This window comes from Pseudomonas sp. Irchel 3E19 (assembly GCF_900187585.1).
Lineage (GTDB): Bacteria > Pseudomonadota > Gammaproteobacteria > Pseudomonadales > Pseudomonadaceae > Aquipseudomonas > Aquipseudomonas baetica.
In genome coordinates this window covers 94,105-116,807 of sequence record NZ_FYDT01000009.1, presented here as the reverse complement: position 1 = coordinate 116,807, position 22,703 = coordinate 94,105, and the positions used below count along the sequence as shown (strand labels likewise).

The 22,703-nt window shown below is 55.8% G+C and carries 25 protein-coding genes, 1 tRNA gene and 1 pseudogene; 10 read left to right on the top strand and 17 right to left on the bottom strand.

Translation table 11 applies throughout. The features are described 5' to 3' along the window. Positions 1 to 93: 93 nt before the first annotated feature. A complete protein-coding gene (locus CKW18_RS08395) occupies positions 94 to 969 on the bottom strand; it encodes a LysR family transcriptional regulator (RefSeq protein ID WP_095188399.1) in 876 nt (291 codons plus the stop codon). Positions 970 to 1,078: 109 nt separating this feature from the next. Between CKW18_RS08395 and CKW18_RS08390 the strand changes: the two genes are divergently transcribed. The 3 genes from CKW18_RS08390 to CKW18_RS08380 all read left to right on the top strand — a co-directional run bounded on the left by CKW18_RS08390 (position 1,079) and on the right by CKW18_RS08380 (position 4,386). Beyond that, complete coding sequence (locus CKW18_RS08390; protein ID WP_095188398.1) at positions 1,079 to 2,269, top strand: YbfB/YjiJ family MFS transporter; 1,191 nt, start codon at positions 1,079 to 1,081, stop codon at positions 2,267 to 2,269. 61 nt (positions 2,270 to 2,330) lie between these two features. Next, on the top strand, positions 2,331 to 3,329 hold the full coding sequence (locus CKW18_RS08385; protein ID WP_095188397.1) for an NAD(P)H-quinone oxidoreductase: 999 nt from the start codon (positions 2,331 to 2,333) through the stop codon (positions 3,327 to 3,329). Positions 3,330 to 3,441: 112 nt separating this feature from the next. Further along, entirely contained in the window at positions 3,442 to 4,386 is a 945-nt protein-coding gene (locus CKW18_RS08380; RefSeq protein WP_095188396.1) for an alpha/beta hydrolase, read from the top strand. On the opposite strand, the gene CKW18_RS08375 is transcribed toward CKW18_RS08380, so the two are convergent. The 3 genes from CKW18_RS08375 to CKW18_RS08365 form a co-directional block, all read right to left on the bottom strand. Continuing rightward, positions 4,383 to 6,194, bottom strand: coding sequence for an ABC transporter ATP-binding protein (locus CKW18_RS08375; RefSeq protein WP_095188395.1), 1,812 nt, complete (start codon positions 6,192 to 6,194; stop codon positions 4,383 to 4,385). The two genes, CKW18_RS08380 and CKW18_RS08375, sit on opposite strands and share 4 nt — an antisense overlap. A 120-nt stretch (positions 6,195 to 6,314) precedes the next feature. Next, the gene (locus CKW18_RS08370; RefSeq protein ID WP_095188394.1) at positions 6,315 to 6,770 is read right to left on the bottom strand and encodes an anti-virulence regulator CigR family protein; all 456 of its coding nucleotides are present in this window, start codon (positions 6,768 to 6,770) and stop codon (positions 6,315 to 6,317) included. 84 nt (positions 6,771 to 6,854) lie between these two features. After that, complete coding sequence (locus tag CKW18_RS08365; RefSeq protein WP_095188393.1) at positions 6,855 to 7,184, bottom strand: hypothetical protein; 330 nt, start codon at positions 7,182 to 7,184, stop codon at positions 6,855 to 6,857. 243 nt (positions 7,185 to 7,427) lie between these two features. Here CKW18_RS08365 and CKW18_RS08360 point away from each other — a divergent pair, with 243 nt between their 5' ends. Beyond that, a complete protein-coding gene (locus CKW18_RS08360) occupies positions 7,428 to 7,706 on the top strand; it encodes a hypothetical protein (RefSeq protein ID WP_095188392.1) in 279 nt (92 codons plus the stop codon). A 133-nt stretch (positions 7,707 to 7,839) separates the two neighbouring features. Then, positions 7,840 to 8,055 carry a hypothetical protein gene (locus CKW18_RS08355; protein WP_095188391.1) on the top strand — a complete coding sequence of 72 codons (216 nt, stop codon included), beginning with the start codon at positions 7,840 to 7,842 and terminating at the stop codon, positions 8,053 to 8,055. Positions 8,056 to 10,109: 2,054 nt separating this feature from the next. Here the strand turns inward: CKW18_RS08355 and CKW18_RS08350 are convergent. Continuing rightward, positions 10,110 to 10,454, bottom strand: a complete 345-nt coding sequence (locus CKW18_RS08350; RefSeq protein ID WP_141233090.1) for a hypothetical protein — start codon at positions 10,452 to 10,454, stop codon at positions 10,110 to 10,112. A gap of 177 nt (positions 10,455 to 10,631) precedes the next feature. Here CKW18_RS08350 and CKW18_RS29870 point away from each other — a divergent pair, with 177 nt between their 5' ends. Together CKW18_RS29870 and CKW18_RS08340 are read left to right on the top strand one after the other, a co-directional pair. Next, complete coding sequence (locus tag CKW18_RS29870; RefSeq protein WP_141233089.1) at positions 10,632 to 10,889, top strand: hypothetical protein; 258 nt, start codon at positions 10,632 to 10,634, stop codon at positions 10,887 to 10,889. Between the two features lie 637 nt (positions 10,890 to 11,526). Then, a pseudogene (locus tag CKW18_RS08340) lies at positions 11,527 to 11,709 on the top strand (site-specific integrase); the annotation flags it as partial. 68 nt (positions 11,710 to 11,777) lie between these two features. Here CKW18_RS08340 and CKW18_RS08335 read toward each other — a convergent pair. The 9 genes from CKW18_RS08335 to thrS form a co-directional block, all read right to left on the bottom strand. Next, a tRNA-Pro gene (locus tag CKW18_RS08335) sits at positions 11,778 to 11,854 on the bottom strand. Between the two features lie 89 nt (positions 11,855 to 11,943). After that, positions 11,944 to 12,300, bottom strand: a complete 357-nt coding sequence (locus tag CKW18_RS08330; protein WP_003179985.1) for a MerR family transcriptional regulator — start codon at positions 12,298 to 12,300, stop codon at positions 11,944 to 11,946. Next, positions 12,281 to 12,583: an integration host factor subunit alpha gene (ihfA, locus tag CKW18_RS08325; protein WP_002553164.1), complete on the bottom strand. Its 303-nt coding sequence runs from the start codon at positions 12,581 to 12,583 to the stop codon at positions 12,281 to 12,283. Before ihfA ends, CKW18_RS08330 begins: the two co-directional genes overlap by 20 nt. A 3-nt stretch (positions 12,584 to 12,586) precedes the next feature. Beyond that, entirely contained in the window at positions 12,587 to 14,965 is a 2,379-nt protein-coding gene (gene pheT / locus CKW18_RS08320; protein ID WP_095188389.1) for a phenylalanine--tRNA ligase subunit beta, read from the bottom strand. Between the two features lie 26 nt (positions 14,966 to 14,991). After that, positions 14,992 to 16,008: a phenylalanine--tRNA ligase subunit alpha gene (gene pheS / locus CKW18_RS08315; RefSeq protein ID WP_003226365.1), complete on the bottom strand. Its 1,017-nt coding sequence runs from the start codon at positions 16,006 to 16,008 to the stop codon at positions 14,992 to 14,994. A gap of 109 nt (positions 16,009 to 16,117) precedes the next feature. Then, the gene (rplT, locus tag CKW18_RS08310) at positions 16,118 to 16,474 is read right to left on the bottom strand and encodes a 50S ribosomal protein L20 (protein WP_007913489.1); all 357 of its coding nucleotides are present in this window, start codon (positions 16,472 to 16,474) and stop codon (positions 16,118 to 16,120) included. A gap of 28 nt (positions 16,475 to 16,502) precedes the next feature. Beyond that, on the bottom strand, positions 16,503 to 16,697 hold the full coding sequence (rpmI, locus tag CKW18_RS08305) for a 50S ribosomal protein L35 (RefSeq protein ID WP_002553160.1): 195 nt from the start codon (positions 16,695 to 16,697) through the stop codon (positions 16,503 to 16,505). A 60-nt stretch (positions 16,698 to 16,757) separates the two neighbouring features. Beyond that, positions 16,758 to 17,309 (bottom strand): translation initiation factor IF-3, encoded by a 552-nt coding sequence (infC, locus tag CKW18_RS08300; protein WP_170947229.1) that lies wholly within the window; start codon positions 17,307 to 17,309, stop codon positions 16,758 to 16,760. Further along, on the bottom strand, positions 17,309 to 19,231 hold the full coding sequence (thrS, locus tag CKW18_RS08295; RefSeq protein ID WP_095188388.1) for a threonine--tRNA ligase: 1,923 nt from the start codon (positions 19,229 to 19,231) through the stop codon (positions 17,309 to 17,311). Before thrS ends, infC begins: the two co-directional genes overlap by 1 nt. 370 nt (positions 19,232 to 19,601) lie before the next feature. On the opposite strand from thrS, the gene CKW18_RS08290 reads away from it, so the two are divergent. Together CKW18_RS08290 and CKW18_RS08285 are read left to right on the top strand one after the other, a co-directional pair. Next, positions 19,602 to 19,904: a hypothetical protein gene (locus CKW18_RS08290; RefSeq protein WP_095188387.1), complete on the top strand. Its 303-nt coding sequence runs from the start codon at positions 19,602 to 19,604 to the stop codon at positions 19,902 to 19,904. A gap of 288 nt (positions 19,905 to 20,192) precedes the next feature. Beyond that, on the top strand, positions 20,193 to 20,405 hold the full coding sequence (locus CKW18_RS08285; RefSeq protein WP_003179963.1) for a cold-shock protein: 213 nt from the start codon (positions 20,193 to 20,195) through the stop codon (positions 20,403 to 20,405). 72 nt (positions 20,406 to 20,477) lie between these two features. On the opposite strand, the gene CKW18_RS08280 is transcribed toward CKW18_RS08285, so the two are convergent. After that, positions 20,478 to 20,792 carry an I78 family peptidase inhibitor gene (locus CKW18_RS08280; protein WP_095188386.1) on the bottom strand — a complete coding sequence of 105 codons (315 nt, stop codon included), beginning with the start codon at positions 20,790 to 20,792 and terminating at the stop codon, positions 20,478 to 20,480. A 167-nt stretch (positions 20,793 to 20,959) separates the two neighbouring features. Continuing rightward, positions 20,960 to 21,265, bottom strand: a complete 306-nt coding sequence (locus tag CKW18_RS08275) for a hypothetical protein (RefSeq protein WP_095188385.1) — start codon at positions 21,263 to 21,265, stop codon at positions 20,960 to 20,962. 132 nt (positions 21,266 to 21,397) lie between these two features. Between CKW18_RS08275 and CKW18_RS08270 the strand changes: the two genes are divergently transcribed. Then, complete coding sequence (locus CKW18_RS08270) at positions 21,398 to 21,604, top strand: hypothetical protein (protein ID WP_095188433.1); 207 nt, start codon at positions 21,398 to 21,400, stop codon at positions 21,602 to 21,604. A 34-nt stretch (positions 21,605 to 21,638) separates the two neighbouring features. Here CKW18_RS08270 and CKW18_RS08265 read toward each other — a convergent pair whose 3' ends face one another. After that, complete coding sequence (locus CKW18_RS08265; RefSeq protein WP_095188384.1) at positions 21,639 to 22,667, bottom strand: nucleoside hydrolase; 1,029 nt, start codon at positions 22,665 to 22,667, stop codon at positions 21,639 to 21,641. Positions 22,668 to 22,703: the final 36 nt, after the last annotated feature.

Below are 22,703 nucleotides of genomic sequence, written 5' to 3'. Positions count from 1 at the left end.
GGCTGGCGTCCCAAGCCCGCAAGCCGGCAGATTCTGCTATGGGTGTAGGCTGTTTCGTCAGAAGATGTAGCTTCTCCAAAGCGCTTTAAGCACTCACTCATTCTCCAGCGCAAACGCCTCGACTATCTGCTCAATCACTGCACGAACCCGCGCGGTATGGCGCAAGTCCGCGTGGGTCACCAGCCATACCTCATACGGTTGCGGGCGATTCCGCTCCGGCCAAAGCCTGACCAGGCCATCGCGCTCGCCCATGTACACCGGGATTTCTCCTACGCCCAGGCCAGCCGCAATCGAGCGACGCACCAACAGGCTGGAACTGAGGCTGGCAACAATCCGCCCGCGATGCACCGGTTCGCTAACCAGCGTCATGTCCTTGTGCCCCTTTAAATACGGGTGATAAACCACCAGGTCATGCCCCTCGAACGCTGCACCCTGCTGAGGAATGCCCTTGGCGTCGATATACGCCTGTGAAGCGAACAATCCCACCGGCCAGCGGGCAATTCGCCGCGCGATCAGATCGGGATTGTCAGGCCGGGTGTTGCGCACGGCGATGTCCGCCTCGCGCTTGGCCAGGCTGAGGATCTGCGTGGAGGCATCCAGTTGCACGCGCACGTCAGGGTGCTGCTCGTGCAGGCGTGCGATGGCCGGGATCAGGAAGTCGATGGCCAGCGAATCGGTGGTGCTGACGCGCACGTTACCGGTCAGACGATCGTCCAGCCCCTGAATCTGCCGCTCTAGTTCAAGCGCCGAGTGCTCCATTTTTTCGACGCTTCTGAGTGCCGCTTCGCCGACTGGCGTCAACGCGTAACCGTCGCCAGTGCGCAAAAACAACGTCGCGCTCAGGGACTTCTCCAGCGCCGTGATCCGCCGCCCGACAGTGGCCTGATCCACGCCCAGCACCCGCGCGGCGCCGCGTAACGTCGACTCCCTGCATACCGCGAGAAATACCCGGGCATCGTCCCAATTCATGTTTTCTCCTACTGATGCAAATATGCATCGCCATGATGCCAAATCGCTGCATTAGTGCAGCAACAATAGCCGATATGCTGAGCGCCATAAACCTCTCAGGATCGCTCCCATGCGTACATCATCCTCAGCGTTACCGATCTTCGCGGGACTCTGCGCCAGTCTGGTCAGCATCGGCCTGGCGCGATTCGCCTACACCCCGCTGATTCCCTCGCTGATTCAGGCGCAGTGGTTTTCTGCCAACGATGTGGTCTACCTCGGCGCAGCCAATCTGGTCGGCTACCTGATCGGCGCTCTGCTCGGCAGGCCGATAGCGCGACAACTCGGCAATAAAACCGCCCTGCGATTGATGATGCTGCTGGTCACCGTCGCGTTTTTTGCCTGTGCGTTTCCGTTGTCGGTGAGCTGGTTCTTCAGTTGGCGGTTGCTGTCGGGGATTACCGGTGGCGCGATCATGGTGCTGGTGGCTGCGACCGTGTTGCCGCATGTGCCGGCGTCCCGCAAAGGGTTGGCCAGTGGTGCAATTTTTCTCGGCATCGGCCTGGGAATTGCCGGTTCCGGCACCCTTGTGCCGCCGCTGCTGAGCCTGGGCCTGCAAGCCACTTGGCTGGGACTGGGTGGTTTGTCGTTGTTGCTGACCGCCATGAGCTGGTTTGGCTGGCCCGCAGATTTACCGCACCCGACTGCAACTCACAAGGTTGCGGCGGTTGAGCCAACACCTCCCGCCGTCTATTTGCTGTTCGGCCAATATGCGTTCATGGCCGCGGGGCTGGTGCCGGCCATGGTGTTCCTGGTGGATTACGTGGCTCGCGGTCTCGGTGCCGGGGCGCACATCGGCGCAATGGTATGGGTCATGTATGGCCTGGGCGCGATTGTCGGGCCGGTGAGTTATGGCTTTCTGGCGGATCGGTTTGGCGCGCGGACAGGCATTCGCCTGGTATTGGTCGTACAGGCGATTGCGCTGGGACTGCTGGCGATTTCCCACTCTTTAATGGCGCTGGCCGCACTGGCGGTAATCATCGGTTCATTCCCGCCCGGCATCGTGCCATTGGCCTTGGCCCGGGTGCATGAACTGGTGCCGGATCATCATCGCCAGCAAATCGCCTGGAGCCGCGCCACCGTATCATTCGCCACGTTTCAGGCGCTGGCCGGATTTGCCTATTCAGCGTTGTTCAATGCCACAGGTGGCCATCACGCCTTGCTGTTCGTGGTCGCTGCGGGCGCGATTACGGTGGCGATTTTGTTGGAGCATGCCCTGAAATGGCTGCCCTCCTCGTCTGAATCACGCGCCTGTGAAAATTGAAGGGAATCATTGCTTCCGGGCTGCGCTCCCATCTACAGAACCTCCAGCAACAGGAATCGACATGTCCTTACCCAACGAAATGACCCGAATCGAAATCACCGAACCCGGCGGCCCTGAGGTTCTGCAAGCCAAGCGCGTGCCGTTACCGGTGGCGGCAGCAGGCGAAGTGCTGATCCGTGTGCGCGCCGCCGGGATCAACCGGCCCGACGCCTTGCAGCGTGCTGGCAAATACCCGATGAAACCCGGTATGAACCCGATTCCCGGCCTGGAAGTCGCAGGTGAAGTGGTGGCGCTCGGCGCCGACGTCAGCCAGTTTGCCGTGGGGGACAAGGTGTGTGCGCTGACCAATGGCGGCGGGTATGCCGAATATTGCACAGTCCCGGCTGGCCAGACGTTGCCAATCCCCGATGGCCTCGACTGGGTGCAAGCCGCCGCGATCCCGGAAACCTTCTTTACCGTATGGGCCAACCTGTTTGGCCTCGGCGGCGCCAGCCGGGGGCAACGTGCATTGATTCACGGCGGCACCAGCGGCATCGGCACCACCGCACTGATGCTCTGCCGCGAGTTTGGTATCGAAGCCTTCGCCACCGCCGGCAGCCCTGAAAAATGTGCGGCGATTCGTGAACTGGGCGGCGAGGCGATCAACTATCGCGATCAAGATTTTGCTGAAGTCATCGCCGAGAAGACCGCTGGCCAAGGTGTGAATGTGATTCTCGACATCATGGGCGGCTCGTACTTCAACGGTAACGTCAGCGCCCTGGCGATGGACGGGCGGTTGGTGATGCTCGGTTTTCTGGGCGGCGCCAAGGCCAACGACGTGGATTTGCTGGCGATTCTTGGCAAACGCGCGGTGGTCACCGGTTCGCTACTACGTGCGCGAACGACGGAAGAGAAAGCCGCCATCGCCGATGCGCTGCGCGAACACGTATGGCCGACGCTGAATGAAGGGCGCTGCCTGCCGTTGATCGACAAGGTCTATGCGCTCACCGACGCCGCTCAAGCCCATACGCACATGGAGGCCGGCGACCATATCGGCAAGATTGTGCTGCGGGTCGATTGAGCCGCTGCAGCATTTTGTAATCGTTGCACATGCACGGTGGTCGAAAATATCGCGCGCAGACCAAGGCATCTGGTAAAAAGCGTTCTTTGTCTGCGCCCTGGTGAAACGTTTAATGTTCCTGTCCTTCATGACTCGTCTGCGCCGTCGCCGCTTGGCGTTTGCCTGCATGGCCGCCTTGATTATCGGCGTGCCGGCGAGTTGTGCCGTGCTGGAGCACGCCGAACGCAAACTGCTGTTTCGCATCGAGCCGGGCGCGGCGGGTTGGTATCACGGCTTGCCCGGCAGCGTGCAGGAACTCGATCTGCAACCGAAGAGTTTCAAGGCCGGGCAAAACATTCATGCATGGTGGTGGCCGGCGGAGAAAGCCAATGCCCCGGCGATTCTCTATCTGCATGGCGTGCGCTGGAACCTCACCGGACAGTTGTATCGCATCGAGCAATTGCGCGCGGCGGGCTACTCGGTGCTGGCCATCGATTACCGCGGGTTCGGCAAGAGCAAGGGGGATCTGCCGTCGGAAAGCAGCGTTTACGAAGATGCACGGGTGGCCTGGGAGCGTTTCAAACTGCTGCAACCGGACCCGAACAAGCGCCTGATCTACGGTCACTCGCTTGGCGGTGCAGTGGCGGTCGATCTGGCCGCCGAACTCGGCAAGGACGCCGCCCGTGATCACACGCCGCTCCCGGTCCGCGGACTGGTGATCGAGTCCACGTTCACGACGCTGGCGGATGTCGCCGCTGCCGTGGCCAACACCTCACTGCCGGTGCGCTGGCTGCTGTCGCAGAAGTTCGACTCCATCGACAAGATCGCCGATATTCATATGCCGCTGCTGGTGGTGCATGGCCTGGCCGACGCTTTTGTGCCGGCGCGCTTCAGTGAGCAGCTATTCAACGCAGCACAACAGCCCAAACGTCTGTTACTGGTGCCGGGTGGCACGCACAACAACAGCATGGCGTTGGGCGGGCAGAATTATCGCAAGGCAATCGATGCGTTGATGCAGACCAAACCTGCACCGCGGATCGCCGGGCCGGCAACCTTGCGCAGCGCGCGGGATTCCTAGCGATAACCGCGAGCCTGCAAATCGAACAGCTGAGCGTAATGCCCTGCACCAGCGATCAGATCTTCGTGGTCGCCCTCCTCAAGAATCCGCCCCTGTTCCAGAACGATGATGTGGTCGGCATTGCGCACACTGGAAAAACGGTGCGAGATCAGCAACGTCATGCGCCCCTCAGTGTGCTGGCTGAAATGCTCGAACACCGATGCCTCCGCTGCCGGGTCGAGGGCTGAGGTGGGTTCGTCGAGAATCAAAATGTCGGCCTCGCGGCGCATATAGGCACGGGACAAGGCAATCTTCTGCCATTGTCCGCCGGACAACTCCTGACCACCGGCAAACCAGCGCCCCAGTTGTGTCGCGTATCCCCGGTCGAGTGCTTCGATAAAGGGGGCTGCCATGCCTTCGGCAGCGGCCTCCTTCCAGCGCTGCTCATCGTTGAACGCCAGTGTGTCGCCGACGCCGATGTTTTCACCGACGCTGAACTGGTAGCGGATGTAATCCTGAAAAATCACGCCAATGCGCTGCCGTAACGTGGTCTCCTCCCAATCCTGCAAATCGCTGCCATCAAGCAGAATCCGCCCTTGATCGGGGCGGTAGAGCCGGGTCAGCAACTTGATCAGCGTGGTCTTGCCGGAACCGTTCTGCCCGACCAGCGCCAGGCTTTTGCCCGGCACCAGATGCAGGTCAATACCATGCAGCGCCGCACGGCTCGCACCGGGGTAGCGGAAACCGACGTTTTCGAAACGCAGCCCGTCGCCCGGCCGCGCGCCGACAGTCAGGTGACCGCTGTCGGCGAGCACTGGCTCGGCGAGGTATTCGTAAAGACTCGTCAGGTAGAGGCCATCTTCGTACAAACCACTGATCGCACTCAGACTGCTGCTGACCGCGCTCTGCCCCTGTTTGAACAGCACCAGGTACATGGTCATCTGGCCCAGGCTGATATTGCCGTGCACCGCATCGATCACCACCCAGGCGTACGCCACGTAGAACGCCGCAGTGCCCAGCAAGCCGAGACCAAAACCCCAACTATCGCGGCGTAACGTCAGGCGCCGGTCTTCGGCATAGAGTTTGGCGAAGGTGTCGCGATAACGTTGCAATAACAGCGGCGCGAAACCAAACAGCTTGACCTCTTTGATGTAGGCCTCGTGGGACAGCAGGGTTTCGATGTAGCTCTGCTGGCGACTCTCTGGCGCGCGACGGGTGAACAGCCGAAAGGCATCACCGGAAAAATGCGCCTCGGCGAAGAACACCGGCAACGCACCGATCACCAGCAGCACGAGCGCCCACGGGGAAAAATGCACCAACAGTACGCCGAAGCTGATCAGCATGATCAAGTTCTGGATCAGCCCTAGTGACTTCATGACCAGCGCCAGTGGCCGAGTCGAGGCTTCGCGGCGCACACGCACCAGTTTGTCGTAGAACTCGGAGTTCTCGAACTGCACGAGTGACAGGGTCTGCGCCTTCTCCAGAATCAACGTGTTGACCTTCTGCCCCAACTGCACCCGCAACAGCGACTGCTGCACCGACAGTGCCCGTTGTGTGCCGGATAGCAATGCGAGCACACCCGCCTCCATCAGCACGTAACGCAACACCGGCCACAACGGCGCATCGCCCTGCTGCGCATGCAACTGCATCGCTGTCACCACCGCATCGACAATGCGTTGTCCCAACCATGCCGCGAGTGCCGGCAGCACACCTGCCATCAATGTCGCCAGCACCAGGCCCATAAACAGCCCGCGCGACGTCCCCCAAACCAGTCGCAAGGCGCGCTGCGCCTGGTCGAGCAACGAAGTGAAGCGGGAAAATGCAGGCATGGGACATCGGACTCGGCAGGTCAATAGAGCACGACATGGTACTCCGCTGCTCCGGCCAGGACTGCTTTGAGGTATTAAAAAGCCCAATCTGAAAAGGTTGGGCTGATGGCTGACTTGCGCTTAGTCAAAGGCACCATTCAGGACTTCATAAATGAGCCCCGTGGCGAGGGCGACCAGAATCAGGTCAGTACCCGCCTGCTGCCATTCATAGCCGTCATAGTGCGGGAGGTGGCCCAGTAAGCGATTATCGAGTTTTTTCGCGATACCGGGCGGTAAAGGTTTACCGCGAGCCAGATTCTTCTGAATGCCCGGAGGCAGTGCCGGGCCGGGGCTCCAGTAGTCGCGATAACCACCAATCACGCCAATCACATTACCGCGGTCGACGGATGGGCCATGGCTGCGGTCATCATGGCCAGCATTTTTGCCTTTGCTCCCTTGGCCCTGGGAGTTGTGTTGATTGCCTTTACCGTTGCCTTGCCCTTTACCGTTACCGGGGTCGGCCAGTGCCATCGAAGAGCCAGCGGCCAGTACGAGCGACATCGAAGCTGCAATCCATCGTGTTGATCTTTTGAACATATCCGTGCTCTCAGACAGTGGGATCATCCACTGAACTGTAGACCGCGATGGGTAGATTGGTCATGGCTGCCGGGAATTTCTCTTCTATCGCTGCGCCAGTTCATGCCGCACGCATTGCTCGTAGTAGGTCTGCTTGACCGCAGCGGGCTGGAGCTTCGAGGTGCTGTTGTAGGTTTGCTCGATAATCCCCATCGCCGTCATACGCATCCACGGTTGCTGGAATCGACGCACCTGCAACTGTTTACGCGCGCCATACAAAGACACCCCTGAAAGTTTTGATTTCTGTGCGCCTGCGGCGATGTCCGAGCCCCACGTACAAGCAAAGCGATGGCTTTTACTTAGCTCTTTTGCCTGAACTCCCGAAGCAAGGACAGCCATGGAAAGCGTTGCAACGGTTATGACAAACGTCCGCATATAGCTAACCTAACCTTTTGAAAAAAGGCGAGTTTGCCGATGAAAGAAGCATTAGGGGGCCAGCAATTTGCCGCTTTTTGGCAATATCTGGCGACAAAGCTGGAGCCTCACATCAGCCCAAGACACCGCCCCATCCGGCGGGCTACCATTCGTTAATTGCTACCGCTCGTCCAGCGCCGCGCACCTTTGCTACGACTCCTAATGTCCAATGCAGTACATCCCATCGCGTGGAAGGCTTAGAAGATGAACAAGAAAATTATGGCGGTATCGTTTGCCAGCCTGCTACTCATCGGCCCGGCATGTGCCTTGGCAGCCGAGAAAACCAGCGCTGACTCCTCCGCGCCACCCAATGCACTGCCTGGCGTCAACCAGTCTAAAAGCTCGCGCGCCAATGATGAAAAAGCGAACAAGAAGGGAGAAGAATCTTCAGGGGGAAATGCGGGCGCGCAAGCCCATGAAACGGAAAAGGATGCAGCAACGTCGAGTGACTCGGACGATATCGAGAAGAAGCCCGATCAGTAATGACTCGAACAGCATGACTGATATCGAGTCTTCCCTAATCAGCGACTAGCGAAGCCTGGCGCGATGGCAATATGATGCCGCCACTGGGATCCCATGAAGGGTAACCAGAGGAAAATCCATCCAAGGAATGCACATGAAAGACTTCGTTATCAGCGTTAACAACACCGTTCTCTATATCGCACTGGCAGTCATCTGGATTGCTGCACTTGTGATGCTAAGCCAGAGTTTTCTCGCCGCTGTCAGTACCTTCGTTGTAGGTACTTTGAGCTGGTGCATCATCTCTGGCTTCTGGTTCGTTCAATCCGCGACTTACGAAGAGCTGCGTAAACTGAACGCGAAAAATAGCTGATTTATCGAGAACGCTCGACTGCGCGGCACCGACGTAGAAATATCGGGCACCTGCAATCCAGATGCACAGACACGTCTTGATAGAGACCACGTTCGAACAAGTCCCGCAAATGTCAGCCCCATGAAAAAGGCCAATGCTGTGAGCATTGGCCTAAGTCATTGAATTATATGGTCGGGACGGAGTGATTCGAACACTCGACCCCTAGCACCTCATGCTGGGCACTAAATCAATATAACCTATTGTTTTTAAAAAAAATCAATTCCAGTGCAGGTAAAACACCCGCTTTTTTGTGCTTATGTAAACGGAAACTCGCCGTCTCCAGAGGAGGTTTTGCGCACAGTCCTCACGGCGTCCTGCCGACCGAACACAATCCGTCTGTAGCAGTAGTGAATTACGAATACATCGCTGGTAATCTCGCCACCACGTTCGCCAGCCATTAAAGGATGGAGGCGAAAATAGAAGCCCAGGAGCCGCGAACATTCGGGGCTTTGCATTTCTGCACTGAAGCAGATTTACACCGCGATTATGGTTATCAAGGGCAGGCTTTACATCCTCCAGCCCATGGTTGGACGTTTGCACCGAACATCGTGCGACTTGGGGAATGGAAATTGCAGTGATCTACCTCTTGCTGCATCCCGCCGCAGCGCTTGCACCACACGGCTCCATTCAACAATGACCAGCTCTGATGGCTAGGCAAGGATCTTGTCCAGAGTCGTCACTCTGCCGTTACCTGCACAAAATATAGGGTTATACAACCAACAAGCCCGGTTTGCTCATAAGCGCATCGCACGGCTCATATCCGCTACACGTTGCTTGACTTTTAAAGATCGCCGTCTAGCCTCTGTTAGGATTAAACAAAATCATAGTATGTGGTTAACTTAGCTTGAAGGGATAGATTCAATCGTCACTCCTAATGGAATAAGGAGCTCATCAAATTGCCCACCAATGCCAAAAATTTAACCGCATATTCATCAAAAACGTACGATGAGTTTCTAACTGCGCACGATCAACTGATGATGCATAAGTAAATTTTTAATCAGTACAAGCTGAAATCAATAATAAGCACCTGAACTGGAAACAGGACACCAAGCCCCTTCCTGATAAAAAATCAAAGCCCGACACACTTACTGGAAAATATTTAAAAACCATGCCTGAATGGGGCATCAGAAATAATTAACAAAGCCTATAAAAAAGGAACAATCGCATACAACCAGACACATAGAACAGCCGGAGCAAAACCCAAACCAACTATTGCAGGCGCAATGTTAATTAAATAAAAGGAATTATACCGATAGCTAAAAGAAGCGTTGATGTTTATTTTGAGAATTTCCTCGACTCCGCCTTGAGTCTAATTCAAAACTCTCTGAAGTTAGATCATGGGGAATGGGATACCTATCCTCCGCAGAAAATATTGAAGCCGAGCTCCAATGTGCCCGGCAAAGGCTATTGGAAGACGGAGTCGGACGGGTTCGCTACGGGCACGGAGGCACTTTGCTCCTACGCTTTTTATGATTTTGTCACTGAGGAAGTTTGCAATATAAATATCCACTGGGACGACCCATACGTGGGGTCTAATTCGTATGAAATCACGACCGATAGCGAAAACGTTAAAGTTTCATACAGTGGTGGAGGCGGCGATAACGCTACCGTGACCTTCAGGGCAGAAAAAAAGTAATGTAACGGCGTGAGCCTTAGTCGATCAGATAGCCGCCGAGAAAATCTCGAGCGGCTATTTCAAAACTAAATTTTAGAAAGTCGATCTCGTGATACTGCTCGCTGCAACTCATGGACTTGGAGCCGCCACCTCCTACACATACGCTTGTCACGCCGCCAGCCTGATCCCCCCCCCGGTCACCGTAGTCGGTGGTACCGACAATTCGCTGAGCATGCGCTGGGGCACGGTGCCCCCGAAACCAGCAATTGATATATAAAGAAAAACAGATCATTTAAAAAGGTACAAAACCGCCACATCACCCTATAAGAATAAATAACTTGGCGTTGGATATTCCTACAGTAGTTCACCGTTTCTCCGGCGTTCTGCCAATCGAACACAATCACACGTCCCTGCAATACCAAGACTGCGCGTACAGAACACCATTGATCTCTTCCAGGCCGCTCAGCGTGAAACCGAGCGTTGCCATGCTGAACAGGCCAGCATCAAGAAGCGGTCGAATCGGGGGCGTATCACCCGGCCAGGCACCATGCCGCAGAGACGCGGTGCTGGACGTTCTTTTGAGGATGTCAGACGGCGCACTGGAGAAAATGATATCGCCCTTCACCGGTTCGGCGCTGGGGATATCCAATTGCGCTCTGGCGACGCCTCGCTCTCTCATGGGCACAATCACGAACCGCATTGCTTGCTCTATACTGGATAAAAATACAGTATCTGTAATCAGCATGGCGAGTTTCAACGACTCACTGATCGACGGTCATCGACTCAACTCCCTGGCGTAAGGGACAGCAACACGACAGGCTAGATAGCCCTTCAACGCTACCCACTAGACATCGCCAGCAGACAAGAATTAAATTACAAATACTCTACAAACTGCCTAAGCAACCACTATGAAGGGTGTGAGATGAAAACCAAGGACATTACTGACTTAACGGTTTGCAAGGCCGTTAGAGAAATTCATTTACAGAAAACACCAATTGGCTACCGTTTTAGTCGTGCTGCGGAGTTGCTTCAAGAACAAACCGGCGCCCCAAGAAAAGTATGTGAAAGCGCTGTTAACAGGTCTATTGATAAAGGTCTCGTAGAATCGGGAATACACTCTTCAATCGGATGGCTTTCGAACAAAGGGATTGCGTATTTAGAGTCAAAATCTCACGACTAAAAATACGAAAACTGAAAATACTCCTGAACATTCGATTCAGTACTTTCTGGTGTAAGGCTGTATTAAGATACTGGCAGCATCAATGCCGTTGATTACACGTTGACGACGCGTCTCGACTACTTCCGTTTACCTGCCCAGAATAACAGTACGACAGGATCACCATCAAAGGGAATAAGTAACTTGGTTCATCCTCAAGACTGTCTAGATATGCAAGTCTTATAAAAGCATGTCCGTAACTCGTATAGGTTATCAACAGCATACATAGGCAAAGCCAGCTCTGATATAGCCGGCACTTGGCGCTGGACTGTACGTACTTCATCGCCGCCTATCGCCGACGTAATCTAGATTTTGATGCGGTACTCCCGCACCTAGGTAACTCTTATCGCCGACCGGAACCTGTCGTCGCAGCTCTTCGCAAGCGTCTACCTTGACGAGCGCGACCGCTCGCCAAGCACCAGCTGGGCGCCAAACCCTGCATACGCATCGTCTATGACTTCGTGTTTCTGCATGAGTCGCCGCAGCCGTTGAACCAGCTGCGCGAACTGATCGACGCAGCCACGACGCAGGACGCCTTCGAGCGCTGGAACGCGACACACCCTCAGCAGTAACTCCCTCCCCAGGTGACGTACCGGCCAGTCGCCTTCGAGCGGCAGGAGTAACCAAAGAAGACCGAAAGGCACTTCTGGGTCACAAGAACGGCAGCATCACCAGTCACTATTCGGGCGCTGAGCTCGGGCATCTGATTGAGGCTGCGAACATGGTATCAGCAACCAATTCGCGTGGGCCGGTGCTGACAATCTTGAAGAGGAAGCAGGCGTGAGAAATGGAGAAGTCACGCGCATGAAAAAGGCCAATGCTGTGAACATTGGCCTAAGTCATTGAATTATATGGTCGGGACGGAGTGATTCGAACACTCGACCCCTAGCACCCCATGCTAGTGCGCTACCGGACTGCGCTACGCCCCGACTGGTTTTACAACTCGCTCTTCACCTCGAAGAACGCTCAAGAATATATCGCAAGCGTTTGAAAACTGGAAGTATTCAAACGCAGCTTTTTATTTCTTGAGTACCACCAGCACATCTTCGAGCTCGGCGATCATCTGGCGGATCATTTGCTTGTATTGGGTGGTGTCGTCTTTGGCTTCATCGCCGGACAGACGCAAGCGTGCGCCGCCGATGGTGAACCCCTGATCGTAAAGGAGCGCGCGGATCTGCCGGATCATCAGCACGTCCTGGCGCTGATAATACCGGCGATTTCCGCGGCGTTTGACGGGGTTGAGCTGAGGAAACTCCTGCTCCCAGTAGCGCAGCACGTGTGGCTTTACGGCACACAGCTCGCTAACTTCACCAATGGTGAAGTAGCGTTTGCCCGGGATGACGGGTAGTTCGTCGTTATGACTTGGTTCCAGCATAAGCCTCAACTCGGGCCTTCAACTTCTGCCCTGGACGAAAGGTGACCACACGGCGAGCCGTGATCGGGATTTCTTCCCCCGTTTTCGGGTTGCGGCCAGGCCGCTGGCGCTTGTCCCGAAGGTCGAAATTGCCGAAACCGGACAATTTGACCTGCTCGTTGTCTTCAAGAGCGTGCCTGATTTCCTCGAAAAACAGTTCTACCAATTCCTTGGCTTCCCGCTTGTTCAGGCCCAGCTCTTCATACAGACGTTCCGCCATCTCAGCTTTCGTCAAAGCCCCCATACGTCACTTCCTTAACGTGGCGTTCAACCTTTGTTCGAGCGAGGTGAGGATATTTTGCGTCGTCGAATTCACCTCATCGTCATTAAGAGTGCGCGATGGATGCTGCCAGGTCAAGCCAACTGCAAGGCTTTTTCTATCAGGATCAATACCTTTACCCTGATACACGTCAAACAGCCTGAGATCTGTGAGCCATTCGCCTGCATTTTCACGGATTACGTCCAATACAGCCGAGGCTGCGACATCCTTGTGCGCAATCAGTGCAAGGTCACGACGCACTTCAGGAAAGCGCGACAACTCGTGGAATTTCGGCATTTTACCGAGCGCCACTTCAGCCAGAACCAGCTCGAACACGAAGACCGGACGGTCGAGACCGAGGGCTTTCGACAATTCAGGGTGGATTGCACCGATGAAGCCAACTTCACGACCTTCCCGCTCAATGCGCGCGGTTTGACCCGGGTGCAGCGCCGGATGTTTGCCCGGGGCGAAAGTGAACGAATCCAGCGCACCGGCGAAGCCCAGCACGGCTTCCACGTCAGCCTTTACGTCAAAGAAATCGACCGTATCGCGACCTTGCGCCCAACCTTCCGGCAAACGGCTACCGCAGACAACGCCGGACAGCATTGGCTCTTGCTTCAGCCCTTCAAGTTGACCGACAAAGCGCAGGCCGCTTTCGAACAGACGCACGCGATCCTGTTGACGGTTCAGGTTGTGCTGCAACGCCTTGACCAGACCCGGCCACAGCGACGAGCGCATGGCAGCCATGTCGTTGGAGATCGGATTGGCCAGCAGCAAAGGTTCGACGCCCGGATTGAACAGTTCGAACTGCTTTGGATCGATGAAGCTGTAAGTGATCGCTTCCTGATAACCACGAGCAACCAACAGACGACGCAGTTCAGGCAAATCGCTACGCGCTTCGGCCTTGGCTTGCGGCGCAAGACGCGCTTGCGGGTAACGAACCGGCAGACGGTTGTAACCGTACAAACGAGCCAGCTCTTCGATCAAGTCGACTTCCAGGCTGATATCGAAGCGATGGCTTGGCACTTCAACGCGCCACTGCCCTGCTCCGTCGGCGGAAATATTCAGGCCCAGACCGCTGAGCAGACGCTCGACCTGTGCCGAATCCATTTCCATGCCCAGCATCTGGGTGATGCGCTGCGCACGCAGAGTGATCGGGGCGATCGACGGCAAGTGCTGCTCGCTGACGGTCTCGATGATCGGGCCAGCTTCGCCCCCCGTGATTTCCAGCAGCAGGCCAGTGGCGCGCTCCATGGCTTCACGGGCCAGCTGCCAATCCACGCCACGCTCGTAGCGGTGCGAAGCATCGGTGTGCAAGCCGTACGAACGGGCCTTGCCAGCGACAGCGATCTGATCGAAGAACGCACTTTCCAGGAACACATCGCGAGTGGTCGCGGAGACACCGCTGTGCTCGCCACCCATCACACCGGCAATTGCCAGGGCACGGGTGTGGTCAGCGATCACCAGCGTATCGTTGCGCAGGCTGACTTCCTGACCATCAAGCAGTACCAGCTTCTCGCCCTCTTCAGCCATGCGCACGCGAATGCCGCCATTGATTTCGGCGAGATCGAAAGCGTGCAGTGGCTGACCCAGCTCGAGCATCACGTAGTTGGTGATGTCGACGGCAGCATCGATACTGCGCACATCAGCGCGACGCAGACGCTCAACCATCCACAGCGGTGTTGGCTTGGACAGATCAACATTGCGAATGACACGACCCAGGTAACGCGGGCATGCGGCTGGCGCCAGCACTTCTACCGAACGCACTTCGTCGTGTACCGCGGGAACGGCCATCACAACCGGACGGGTGACCGGAGCGTCGTACAGCGCGCCGACTTCGCGGGCCAGACCTGCCAGGGACAGGCAATCGCCGCGGTTCGGGGTCAAATCAACCTCGATGCTGGCGTCTTCCAGATCCAGATACACACGGAAATCTTCACCCACCGGCGCGTCGGCCGGCAGCTCCATGAGACCGTCATTGCCTTCACCAACCTGCAACTCGGCTTGCGAGCACAGCATGCCGTTGGATTCAACACCGCGCAGCTTGGCTTTCTTGATCTTGAAGTCGCCCGGCAACTCTGCACCGATCATGGCGAAAGGAATCTTCAGGCCCGGACGCACATTTGGCGCACCGCACACGACCTGGAAGGTTTCCGCGCCATTGCTCACTTGGCAAACGCGCAATTTATCAGCATCAGGGTGCTGCTCGGTGCTCAGCACCTCGCCTACCACTACGCCGCTGAATACACCGGCAGCCGGGGTCACGCTATCGACCTCAAGGCCGGCCATCGACAGACGAGCAACCAGCTCGTCGCGATTTACCTGCGGGCTGACCCAGCCACGCAGCCATTGTTCACTGAATTTCATCCTGCTCTCCTAAGAATTCGTTACGACTAGCGAAATTGCGCGAGGAACCGCAAGTCGTTGTCGAAGAACAGACGCAAGTCGTTCACGCCGTAACGGAGCATGGCCAGACGCTCTACGCCCATGCCGAAGGCAAAGCCCGAGAACTCTTCCGGATCGATGCCAGACATGCGCAGCACGTTCGGGTGAACCATGCCGCAGCCCATCACTTCCAGCCAGCCAGTCTGCTTGCAGACGCGGCAACCTTTACCGCTGCACATCACGCATTCCATGTCGACTTCAGCGGATGGCTCGGTGAACGGGAAGTACGAAGGACGGAAACGTACAGCCAATTCTTTCTCGAAGAACACGCGCAGGAACTCTTCGATGGTGCCTTTGAGATCGGCAAAATTGATATCGCGATCAACCAGCAGGCCTTCAACCTGATGGAACATCGGCGAATGAGTAATATCGGAGTCGCTACGGTACACACGGCCTGGGCAGACAATGCGGATCGGCGGTTGCTTCGATTCCATGGTGCGGACCTGTACCGGCGAGGTATGGGTGCGCAGCAGCATGTTGGCATTGAAATAGAAGGTGTCATGCATCGACCGGGCCGGGTGATGGCCTGGGATGTTAAGCGCTTCAAAGTTGTGATAGTCGTCTTCGACTTCAGGGCCTTCGGCGATGCCGTAGCCGATGCGAGTGAAGAACTGTTCGACACGTTCCAGAGTCCGGGTAACCGGATGCAGACCACCGGAGGTCTGACCGCGGCCCGGCAACGTCACGTCAATGGATTCGGCAGACAGTTTGGCAGCCAGTTCGGCTTCTTCAAACAGAGCCATGCGCGCATTGAGAACGCCTGTGACACGTTCCTTGGCAACGTTGATCAGCGCGCCGACTTGCGGACGCTCTTCTGCCGGCAAATTCCCCAGGGTCTTCATCACCTGAGTCAATTCGCCCTTCTTGCCAAGGTATTGAACCCGGATTTGCTCCAGGGCATTGATATCTTCAGCGCTTTGCACAGCCTCTAGTGCTTGAGAGACCAGCGCATCCAGGTTTTCCATGTACAGACTCCAGATACAAAATAGGGGAAGAGCTTGAAGGCTCTTCCCCTATTTAAGACGTTTACCACCTGGCCCCACGGAAGTGAGGCCGGGTGATTGTCGGGGGTACTTAAGCCAAGGTGGCTTTAGCTTTCTCGACAATCGCAGCAAACACCGCTTTTTCGTTCACTGCCAGATCAGCCAGAACCTTACGGTCGATCTCGATGGACGCTTTTTTCAGGCCAGCGATGAAACGGCTGTAGGACAGACCGTTAACACGAGCACCAGCATTGATACGAGCGATCCACAGAGCGCGGAACTGACGTTTTTTCTGACGACGGTCACGGTAGGCGTATTGGCCTGCCTTGATTACCGCTTGCTTGGCAACACGGAATACGCGCGAACGTGCACCGTAGTAGCCTTTAGCAAGTTTCAGAATTTTTTTGTGACGCTTACGGGCAATGACGCCACGCTTTACACGAGCCATGAGTTACTTCCTCTATTCTTGACTAAAATTAACGAAGGCGCAGCATGCGCTCGACTTTTGCCACGTCAGACGGATGCAGCAAGCTGCTACCGCGCAGTTGACGCTTACGCTTGGTCGACATTTTAGTCAGGATGTGGCTCTTGAAAGCGTGCTTGTGCTTGATACCGTTAGCAGTTTTCAGAAACCGCTTAGCAGCACCACTTTTGGTTTTCATTTTTGGCATGTTCGGATACTCCGCATTCAGTTGATAAACATAATCAGAAGGCCTGCCGTGCCCTGTTGATTACTTCTTCTTTTTCGGGGCGATGACCATGATCAGCTGGCGTCCTTCCATCTTAGGATGCTGTTCGACCGAACCGTACTCGAGCAGGTCAGCTTCAACCCGCTTGAGGAGTTCCATCCCCAGCTCCTGGTGGGCCATCTCACGGCCGCGGAATCGCAAGGATACCTTGGCCCTGTCCCCATCACTCAGGAAACGTACCAGGTTGCGCAGTTTTACCTGGTAATCCCCTTCCTCCGTCCCTGGACGAAACTTGATTTCTTTAACCTGAATCTGCTTCTGGTTTTTCTTTGCAGCGGCAACCTGTTTCTTCTTTTCGAAGATCGATTTGCCGTAGTCCATCAGCTTGCAAACAGGGGGTACTGCATCGGCGGAAATTTCCACCAAATCCAGTTTGGCCTCTTCAGCCTTAAGAAGCGCGTCTTCAATTGACACAATCCCAAGCTGTTCACCTTCAGCACCAATTAACCGAACCTCGCGTGCCGAGATATTCTCGTTGATCGGGGCTTTCGGTGCAGCTCGTTTATCTTGTCTCATTTCACGCTTAATAATAATTACTCCGAATCTGGGCGACCACGCCGGGAAACCGCTTGCGCGAGAAACTCAGCGAACTGGGCGACGGGCATCGAGCCCAGGTCAGCACCTTCACGAGTACGCACAGCGACAGTCTGCATCTCGACTTCCTTATCTCCGATAACCAAAAGATAGGGAACCTTGAGCAAAGTATGCTCACGGATTTTAAAGCCGATCTTTTCATTTCTCAAGTCGGACTTGGCACGAAATCCGCTTTCGTTGAGAGTTTTTTCAACTTCAGCGACGAAATCCGCCTGTTTGTCAGTGATATTCATGATCACTGCCTGGGTTGGCGCCAGCCACGCAGGGAACGCACCTTCGTAGTGCTCGATCAGAATCCCGACGAAACGCTCGAAGGATCCAAGGATCGCGCGGTGCAACATCACTGGGTGTTTGCGGCTGTTGTCTTCGGAGACGTATTCAGCGCCCAAACGGACAGGCAGGTTAAAATCGAGCTGCAAGGTACCACATTGCCAGACGCGACCGAGGCAATCTTTCAGCGAGAATTCGATCTTCGGACCATAAAACGCACCCTCACCCGGCTGCAGGTCGTACGGCAAGCCCGCGGAATCAAGGGCTGCAGCCAATGCAGCTTCGGCGCGATCCCACAGCTCATCGGAACCAACGCGTTTTTCCGGACGAGTGGACAGCTTCATCTCGACATCGGTAAAGCCGAAGTCACGATAAACATCCATGGTCAGCTTGATGAATGCTGCGGATTCAGCCTGCATCTGCTCTTCAGTACAGAAGATGTGAGCGTCGTCCTGAGTGAACCCACGCACACGCATGATGCCGTGCAGCGCACCCGAAGGCTCGTTACGGTGGCATGCACCGAACTCGGCCAGACGCATTGGCAGCTCGCGGTAGCTCTTCAAGCCCTGATTGAATACCTGCACGTGGCACGGGCAGTTCATCGGCTTGATGGCGTAGTCGCGGCTTTCCGACTGCGTGGTGAACATGTTGTCGGCGTAGTTGGCCCAGTGCCCGGATTTTTCCCACAGGCTACGGTCAACCACTTGCGGCGTCTTGATCTCAAGATAGCCGTTATCGCGCTGCACTTTGCGCATGTACTGCTCGAGCACCTGGTACAGGGTCCAGCCATTCGGATGCCAGAACACCATGCCCGGCGCTTCTTCCTGGGTATGGAACAGTCCCAGGCGCTTGCCGATCTTGCGGTGATCGCGCTTTTCCGCTTCTTCGATGCGCTGGATGTACGCTGCCAGCTGCTTCTTGTCCGCCCAGGCGGTGCCGTAAACGCGCTGCAGTTGCTCGTTCTTGGCGTCGCCGCGCCAGTAGGCACCGGACAACTTGGTCAGCTTGAAGGATTTCAGGAAGCGCGTGTTCGGCACGTGCGGGCCGCGGCACATGTCGACGTATTCTTCGTGATAGTACAGACCCATGGCCTGTTCATTCGGCATGTCTTCGACCAGACGAAGTTTGTAGTCTTCGCCGCGGGCCTTGAACACTTCGATCACTTCGGCGCGCGGAGTGACTTTCTTGATGACGTCGTAATCTTTCTCGATCAGCTGCTGCATGCGCTGTTCGATGGCCGCCATGTCGTCCGGAGTAAAAGGACGCTCGAAGGCGATGTCGTAATAAAAGCCTTCGTCGATGACCGGCCCGATCACCATTTTGGCGGTCGGGTACAGCTGTTTGACCGCATGGCCAACCAGGTGGGCGCAAGAGTGGCGAATGATCTCCAGCCCCTCTTCATCCTTTGGCGTGATGATTTGCAGCCTAGCGTCGCTGTCGATGATGTCGCTGGCGTCAACCAGCTTGCCATTGACCTTGCCGGCCACGGTGGCTTTGGCCAGGCCTGCACCAATGGATGCGGCGACCTCGGCTACGGAAACCGGGTGATCGAATGAACGTTGACTGCCGTCGGGAAGAGTAATAGTTGGCATGGCGCCTCCTCTCCTAGTGGTGACCCCTACCAAAGGTCACGTGGGTTGGGATGAGCCAGTACAAGATCCGATCCAGGCCATTCAATGACGAACGCCTGCCTTACAGCGGCAGGAGCCTTGCGGCCAACCGGAAAACCGAACCAGAGTGACTGGGATTCAAATCAGAGTATTCGCACGTTGACCGCTGCCGGGACTGAAGGTCTGCGGAGCCTGATAACGCTTGAGCCCGGCATGCTAGCACAGATGAGCGGTCACTTATGCCCCTGTTTCACCAGAAGGCACCTCGTCCGTTTTTATGCCAGAGTGCTGAACTTGACAGGCCATTACGCCCTCAGATAACAAGACATTGACCCACAAGGAGCATCTTCGCATGCGTCTGAATACCTTATTCGCTGTAGTCGCCCCCATTGTTCTGCTGCTGCCGCTGAGCGCCCATGCCGATTGGCCAAAGGGCGAACGCGATAAATATATGGCGCAGTGCACCCAGGCGGCTACTCCACAAATCGGCGCAGCCGCTGCCAAAGCACACTGTGCCTGTGGCGCTGATGCAATCAAGTCTTACCCGGCCAGCGACATTCAAGCGCTGATGGATAACAAGGCTACCCCTGAACTGCAGCAGAAAGCGCTGGGCCAAATCGCCAAATGCAAGGCCAACACCCCGGCGAAAAAGTAAGTAAAAAAGAGTTCTGACTAGGCTCAGCGCCCTTAAAAACGGCTGATTTTGAGCCTTTTCGGACGATTTATGCAGGTTTTACAGGTTTTTTTATTGTCTTTACGTTTCGCTCAAAGCCTTTCAAACCGGGGCTTTCAGACGAAAAAGACAGCAAAGAAAACACGACTGATTGGCAAACAGCACGTCCGGGGGGCTCCCAAAGCGAACATTTCGACTATGATACCCGGGTGTGCCCAGTTGGCCTGAGCAGCACAGTACTGAAAAATATATGTTTCTTGGAGATACACCATGTCTAATCGCCAAACCGGCACCGTTAAGTGGTTCAACGATGAAAAAGGCTTCGGCTTCATCACTCCTCAAGGTGGCGGTGACGACCTGTTCGTACACTTCAAAGCTATCGAAAGCGACGGTTTCAAAAGCCTGAAAGAAGGCCAGACCGTTTCCTTCGTGGCTGAGAAAGGCCAAAAGGGTATGCAAGCTGCACAGGTTCGCCCAGAGTAATTTCTCGGCGCACTAAAAAAACCCCGTCCATGTGACGGGGTTTTTTATGCCTGCGACAAAGGCTGTCGGCAATCAGCCACAGTTGACGCGGGTGACCACCAAAGCGTTGTCGGTGTTCAGGTTCAGACGATCAGAGCGGTACTCCAGCGTGATCATGTCGTCAGGCTTGAGGAACCGCGCGTTTTGCGCACCGGCTTTGGCTCGGGCCTGCTCCAGCAATGCGGGCGAAGCTTTCTTGCCAATGGCGAATTCCGCCGCGCTCGCTTCACAGCGGCTACCGGCTTCTGGCGCAACGGGATCCTTTGCCGACTCGCTGGAGGTGGTGCTGCAACCGGCCAACATGGCAACGGCCATAAGTGCACCCAGAGATGCGAACTTCAAAGGCATGAAGCCTCCTTATTTTCAAATAATTAGCTGAGATCGTGCGACCGCCGATATGGCGCTTGGTTTCATGACAAATGCCATCACCCTGCCCCACGCTCGGAAAAACGCAGAGTGTGCCTGAGCAACACTCATTACTTCATTACTCAATCGTGACTGAATATTAACAATGCTCAGTAGACGTCGATGTAGTCAAACGGCGGATTGGGCCAGTTGTCTTTGAGCGCGTTGAAAATCTGCATCACCCACACCTCGTCACTGGCCGCGACATTGCCGACATAGCCCGAGCCCTTGGCCCAGGTTTCGAGACGAAACAACAGGCCGTCGATATCCTGCCCGCCCGTCACGCCGCAAGAAATATAAGCCATGCCGCCCTTGGTCACGCGCAACTGCGTGTGTTCATTATCACTGGCCGAGGCCAGCAAACGGCGCACCGCCTCAAGCGTCAGGCTTTCAGGGTTGTTCAAATCGATCTGCACAGCGCAATCCTGAGATTAACCGGAAAAGACCAAGTGTCGCATAGCGCTGCGCTCATGCCTAAGTCGCAGTGCCAAACGCCCGACAAAATGGTTAACTCGGCGTACAGACCTCCCGACTTTTCGAGCCTCATCATGACCAGTCTAAGCATCGAAGCCGACATCAAAGCCAAATGGGCAGACGGACACAGCTCCTATAGCCCGGGAACCACAGAAGAGTTGGCGCTTATTGGCATTGATCTACTGGTCAAGGATTTGGGGACACAAGCGGCCCAGCAATTCATCAAACAGATTTTCGAGAGATATCCGACCGAACACGTCGAGCACGCGCAGGGGGAATAAAAAACCCGCAGGCTGGCACCTGCGGGCTGATCGTTTACTTCAAGCGCTTCAGGCGTTCTGTCAGCAGATCAAAGAAGCCCTGAGCATCACCGTTCTCGACCCAGAAGGCATTTTTCGGCTGTTTCAAGCCGTCGTACCAATCGACAACAGTCTGGCCAAACGTGATGCCTTCGCGACTATCAACGGCCACATTCACCGAGCGGCCAGTGAAAAGTTCCGGCTTGAGCAGATAAGCGATAACAGTGGCGTCATGCACCGGACCACCCGGAATGCCGTAGTGCTCCATGTCGCCTTTGATGTACTCGTTAAGAATGTCACCAACGATTTTGCTCGCGTTATTGTTCAGCGCGGCGATTTGCTTCAGGCGTGCATCGCTGGTGAGGATCTTGTGGGTTACGTCCAGCGGCAGGTAGGTCAGCTTCACGCCACTTTTGAGCACTACCTCAGCGGCTTGCGGGTCGGCAAACAAGTTGAATTCGGCCACTGGGGTGATGTTGCCGCCATTGAAGTGCGCACCGCCCATAATCACCACTTCCTTGATGCCCTGGACAATCTCCGGTTCCTGGATCAACGCCAGCGCCAGGTTGGTCTGTGGGCCGAGCATGGCGATGGTGATGCTGTGTGGCTTGGCCTTTTTCAGGGTATCGATCAGGTAGTTGACCGCGTTGCCTTCAGCCAGGCCTTTTTTCGGTTCGTGCACGGCGACACCCGACAGGCCTTCTTTACCATGGATGTTCTCGGCGTAGATCGGCGTACGCATCAGCGGCTTTGGCGCGCCTGCGTAAACCGGTACATCCTCGCGCCCTGCCCACTCACGAGCCAGACGCGCGTTACGCGAAGTCTTGTCGAGGCGAACGTTGCCAGCCACGGTGGTCAGGGCACGAATGTTCAGCTCGTCCGGCGAAGCCAGCGCGAACAGCAAGGCGACCACGTCGTCGGCACCCGGATCGGTGTCGATGATCAGGTCGATTTTTTCCGCCGCGTGAGCGCCGGTCGCGGTTATCACGGACAAAAGCAGCAGACTCCGGATTAGTTGATGCAGTTTTTGAGCATAGCGTTGCATGGCGCATTCCTTGTGCAGGTGAATCGATAGTTAAAA

Bases quoted from the DNA above. Each gene is read 5' to 3' on its own strand.
- CKW18_RS08290 (WP_095188387.1), top strand. From the start codon at position 19,602: ATGCGTCTGAATACCTTATTCGCTGTAGTCGCCCCCATTGTTCTGCTG.
- CKW18_RS08365 (WP_095188393.1), bottom strand. From the start codon at position 7,184: ATGCGGACGTTTGTCATAACCGTTGCAACGCTTTCCATGGCTGTCCTT.
- CKW18_RS08385 (WP_095188397.1), top strand. From the start codon at position 2,331: ATGTCCTTACCCAACGAAATGACCCGAATCGAAATCACCGAACCCGGC.
- CKW18_RS08330 (WP_003179985.1), bottom strand. From the start codon at position 12,300: ATGCTGGAACCAAGTCATAACGACGAACTACCCGTCATCCCGGGCAAA.
- thrS (WP_095188388.1), bottom strand. From the start codon at position 19,231: ATGCCAACTATTACTCTTCCCGACGGCAGTCAACGTTCATTCGATCAC.
- rplT (WP_007913489.1), bottom strand. From the start codon at position 16,474: ATGGCTCGTGTAAAGCGTGGCGTCATTGCCCGTAAGCGTCACAAAAAA.
- pheS (WP_003226365.1), bottom strand. From the start codon at position 16,008: ATGGAAAACCTGGATGCGCTGGTCTCTCAAGCACTAGAGGCTGTGCAA.
- CKW18_RS08395 (WP_095188399.1), bottom strand. From the start codon at position 969: ATGAATTGGGACGATGCCCGGGTATTTCTCGCGGTATGCAGGGAGTCG.
- ihfA (WP_002553164.1), bottom strand. From the start codon at position 12,583: ATGGGGGCTTTGACGAAAGCTGAGATGGCGGAACGTCTGTATGAAGAG.
- CKW18_RS08390 (WP_095188398.1), top strand. From the start codon at position 1,079: ATGCGTACATCATCCTCAGCGTTACCGATCTTCGCGGGACTCTGCGCC.
- CKW18_RS08265 (WP_095188384.1), bottom strand. From the start codon at position 22,667: ATGCAACGCTATGCTCAAAAACTGCATCAACTAATCCGGAGTCTGCTG.
- CKW18_RS08375 (WP_095188395.1), bottom strand. From the start codon at position 6,194: ATGCCTGCATTTTCCCGCTTCACTTCGTTGCTCGACCAGGCGCAGCGC.
- pheT (WP_095188389.1), bottom strand. From the start codon at position 14,965: ATGAAATTCAGTGAACAATGGCTGCGTGGCTGGGTCAGCCCGCAGGTA.
- CKW18_RS08380 (WP_095188396.1), top strand. From the start codon at position 3,442: ATGTTCCTGTCCTTCATGACTCGTCTGCGCCGTCGCCGCTTGGCGTTT.
- CKW18_RS08280 (WP_095188386.1), bottom strand. From the start codon at position 20,792: ATGCCTTTGAAGTTCGCATCTCTGGGTGCACTTATGGCCGTTGCCATG.
- rpmI (WP_002553160.1), bottom strand. From the start codon at position 16,697: ATGCCAAAAATGAAAACCAAAAGTGGTGCTGCTAAGCGGTTTCTGAAA.
- CKW18_RS08350 (WP_141233090.1), bottom strand. From the start codon at position 10,454: ATGCTGATTACAGATACTGTATTTTTATCCAGTATAGAGCAAGCAATG.
- CKW18_RS08285 (WP_003179963.1), top strand. From the start codon at position 20,193: ATGTCTAATCGCCAAACCGGCACCGTTAAGTGGTTCAACGATGAAAAA.
- CKW18_RS29870 (WP_141233089.1), top strand. From the start codon at position 10,632: ATGAAAACCAAGGACATTACTGACTTAACGGTTTGCAAGGCCGTTAGA.
- CKW18_RS08355 (WP_095188391.1), top strand. From the start codon at position 7,840: ATGAAAGACTTCGTTATCAGCGTTAACAACACCGTTCTCTATATCGCA.
- CKW18_RS08270 (WP_095188433.1), top strand. From the start codon at position 21,398: ATGACCAGTCTAAGCATCGAAGCCGACATCAAAGCCAAATGGGCAGAC.
- CKW18_RS08370 (WP_095188394.1), bottom strand. From the start codon at position 6,770: ATGTTCAAAAGATCAACACGATGGATTGCAGCTTCGATGTCGCTCGTA.
- CKW18_RS08360 (WP_095188392.1), top strand. From the start codon at position 7,428: ATGAACAAGAAAATTATGGCGGTATCGTTTGCCAGCCTGCTACTCATC.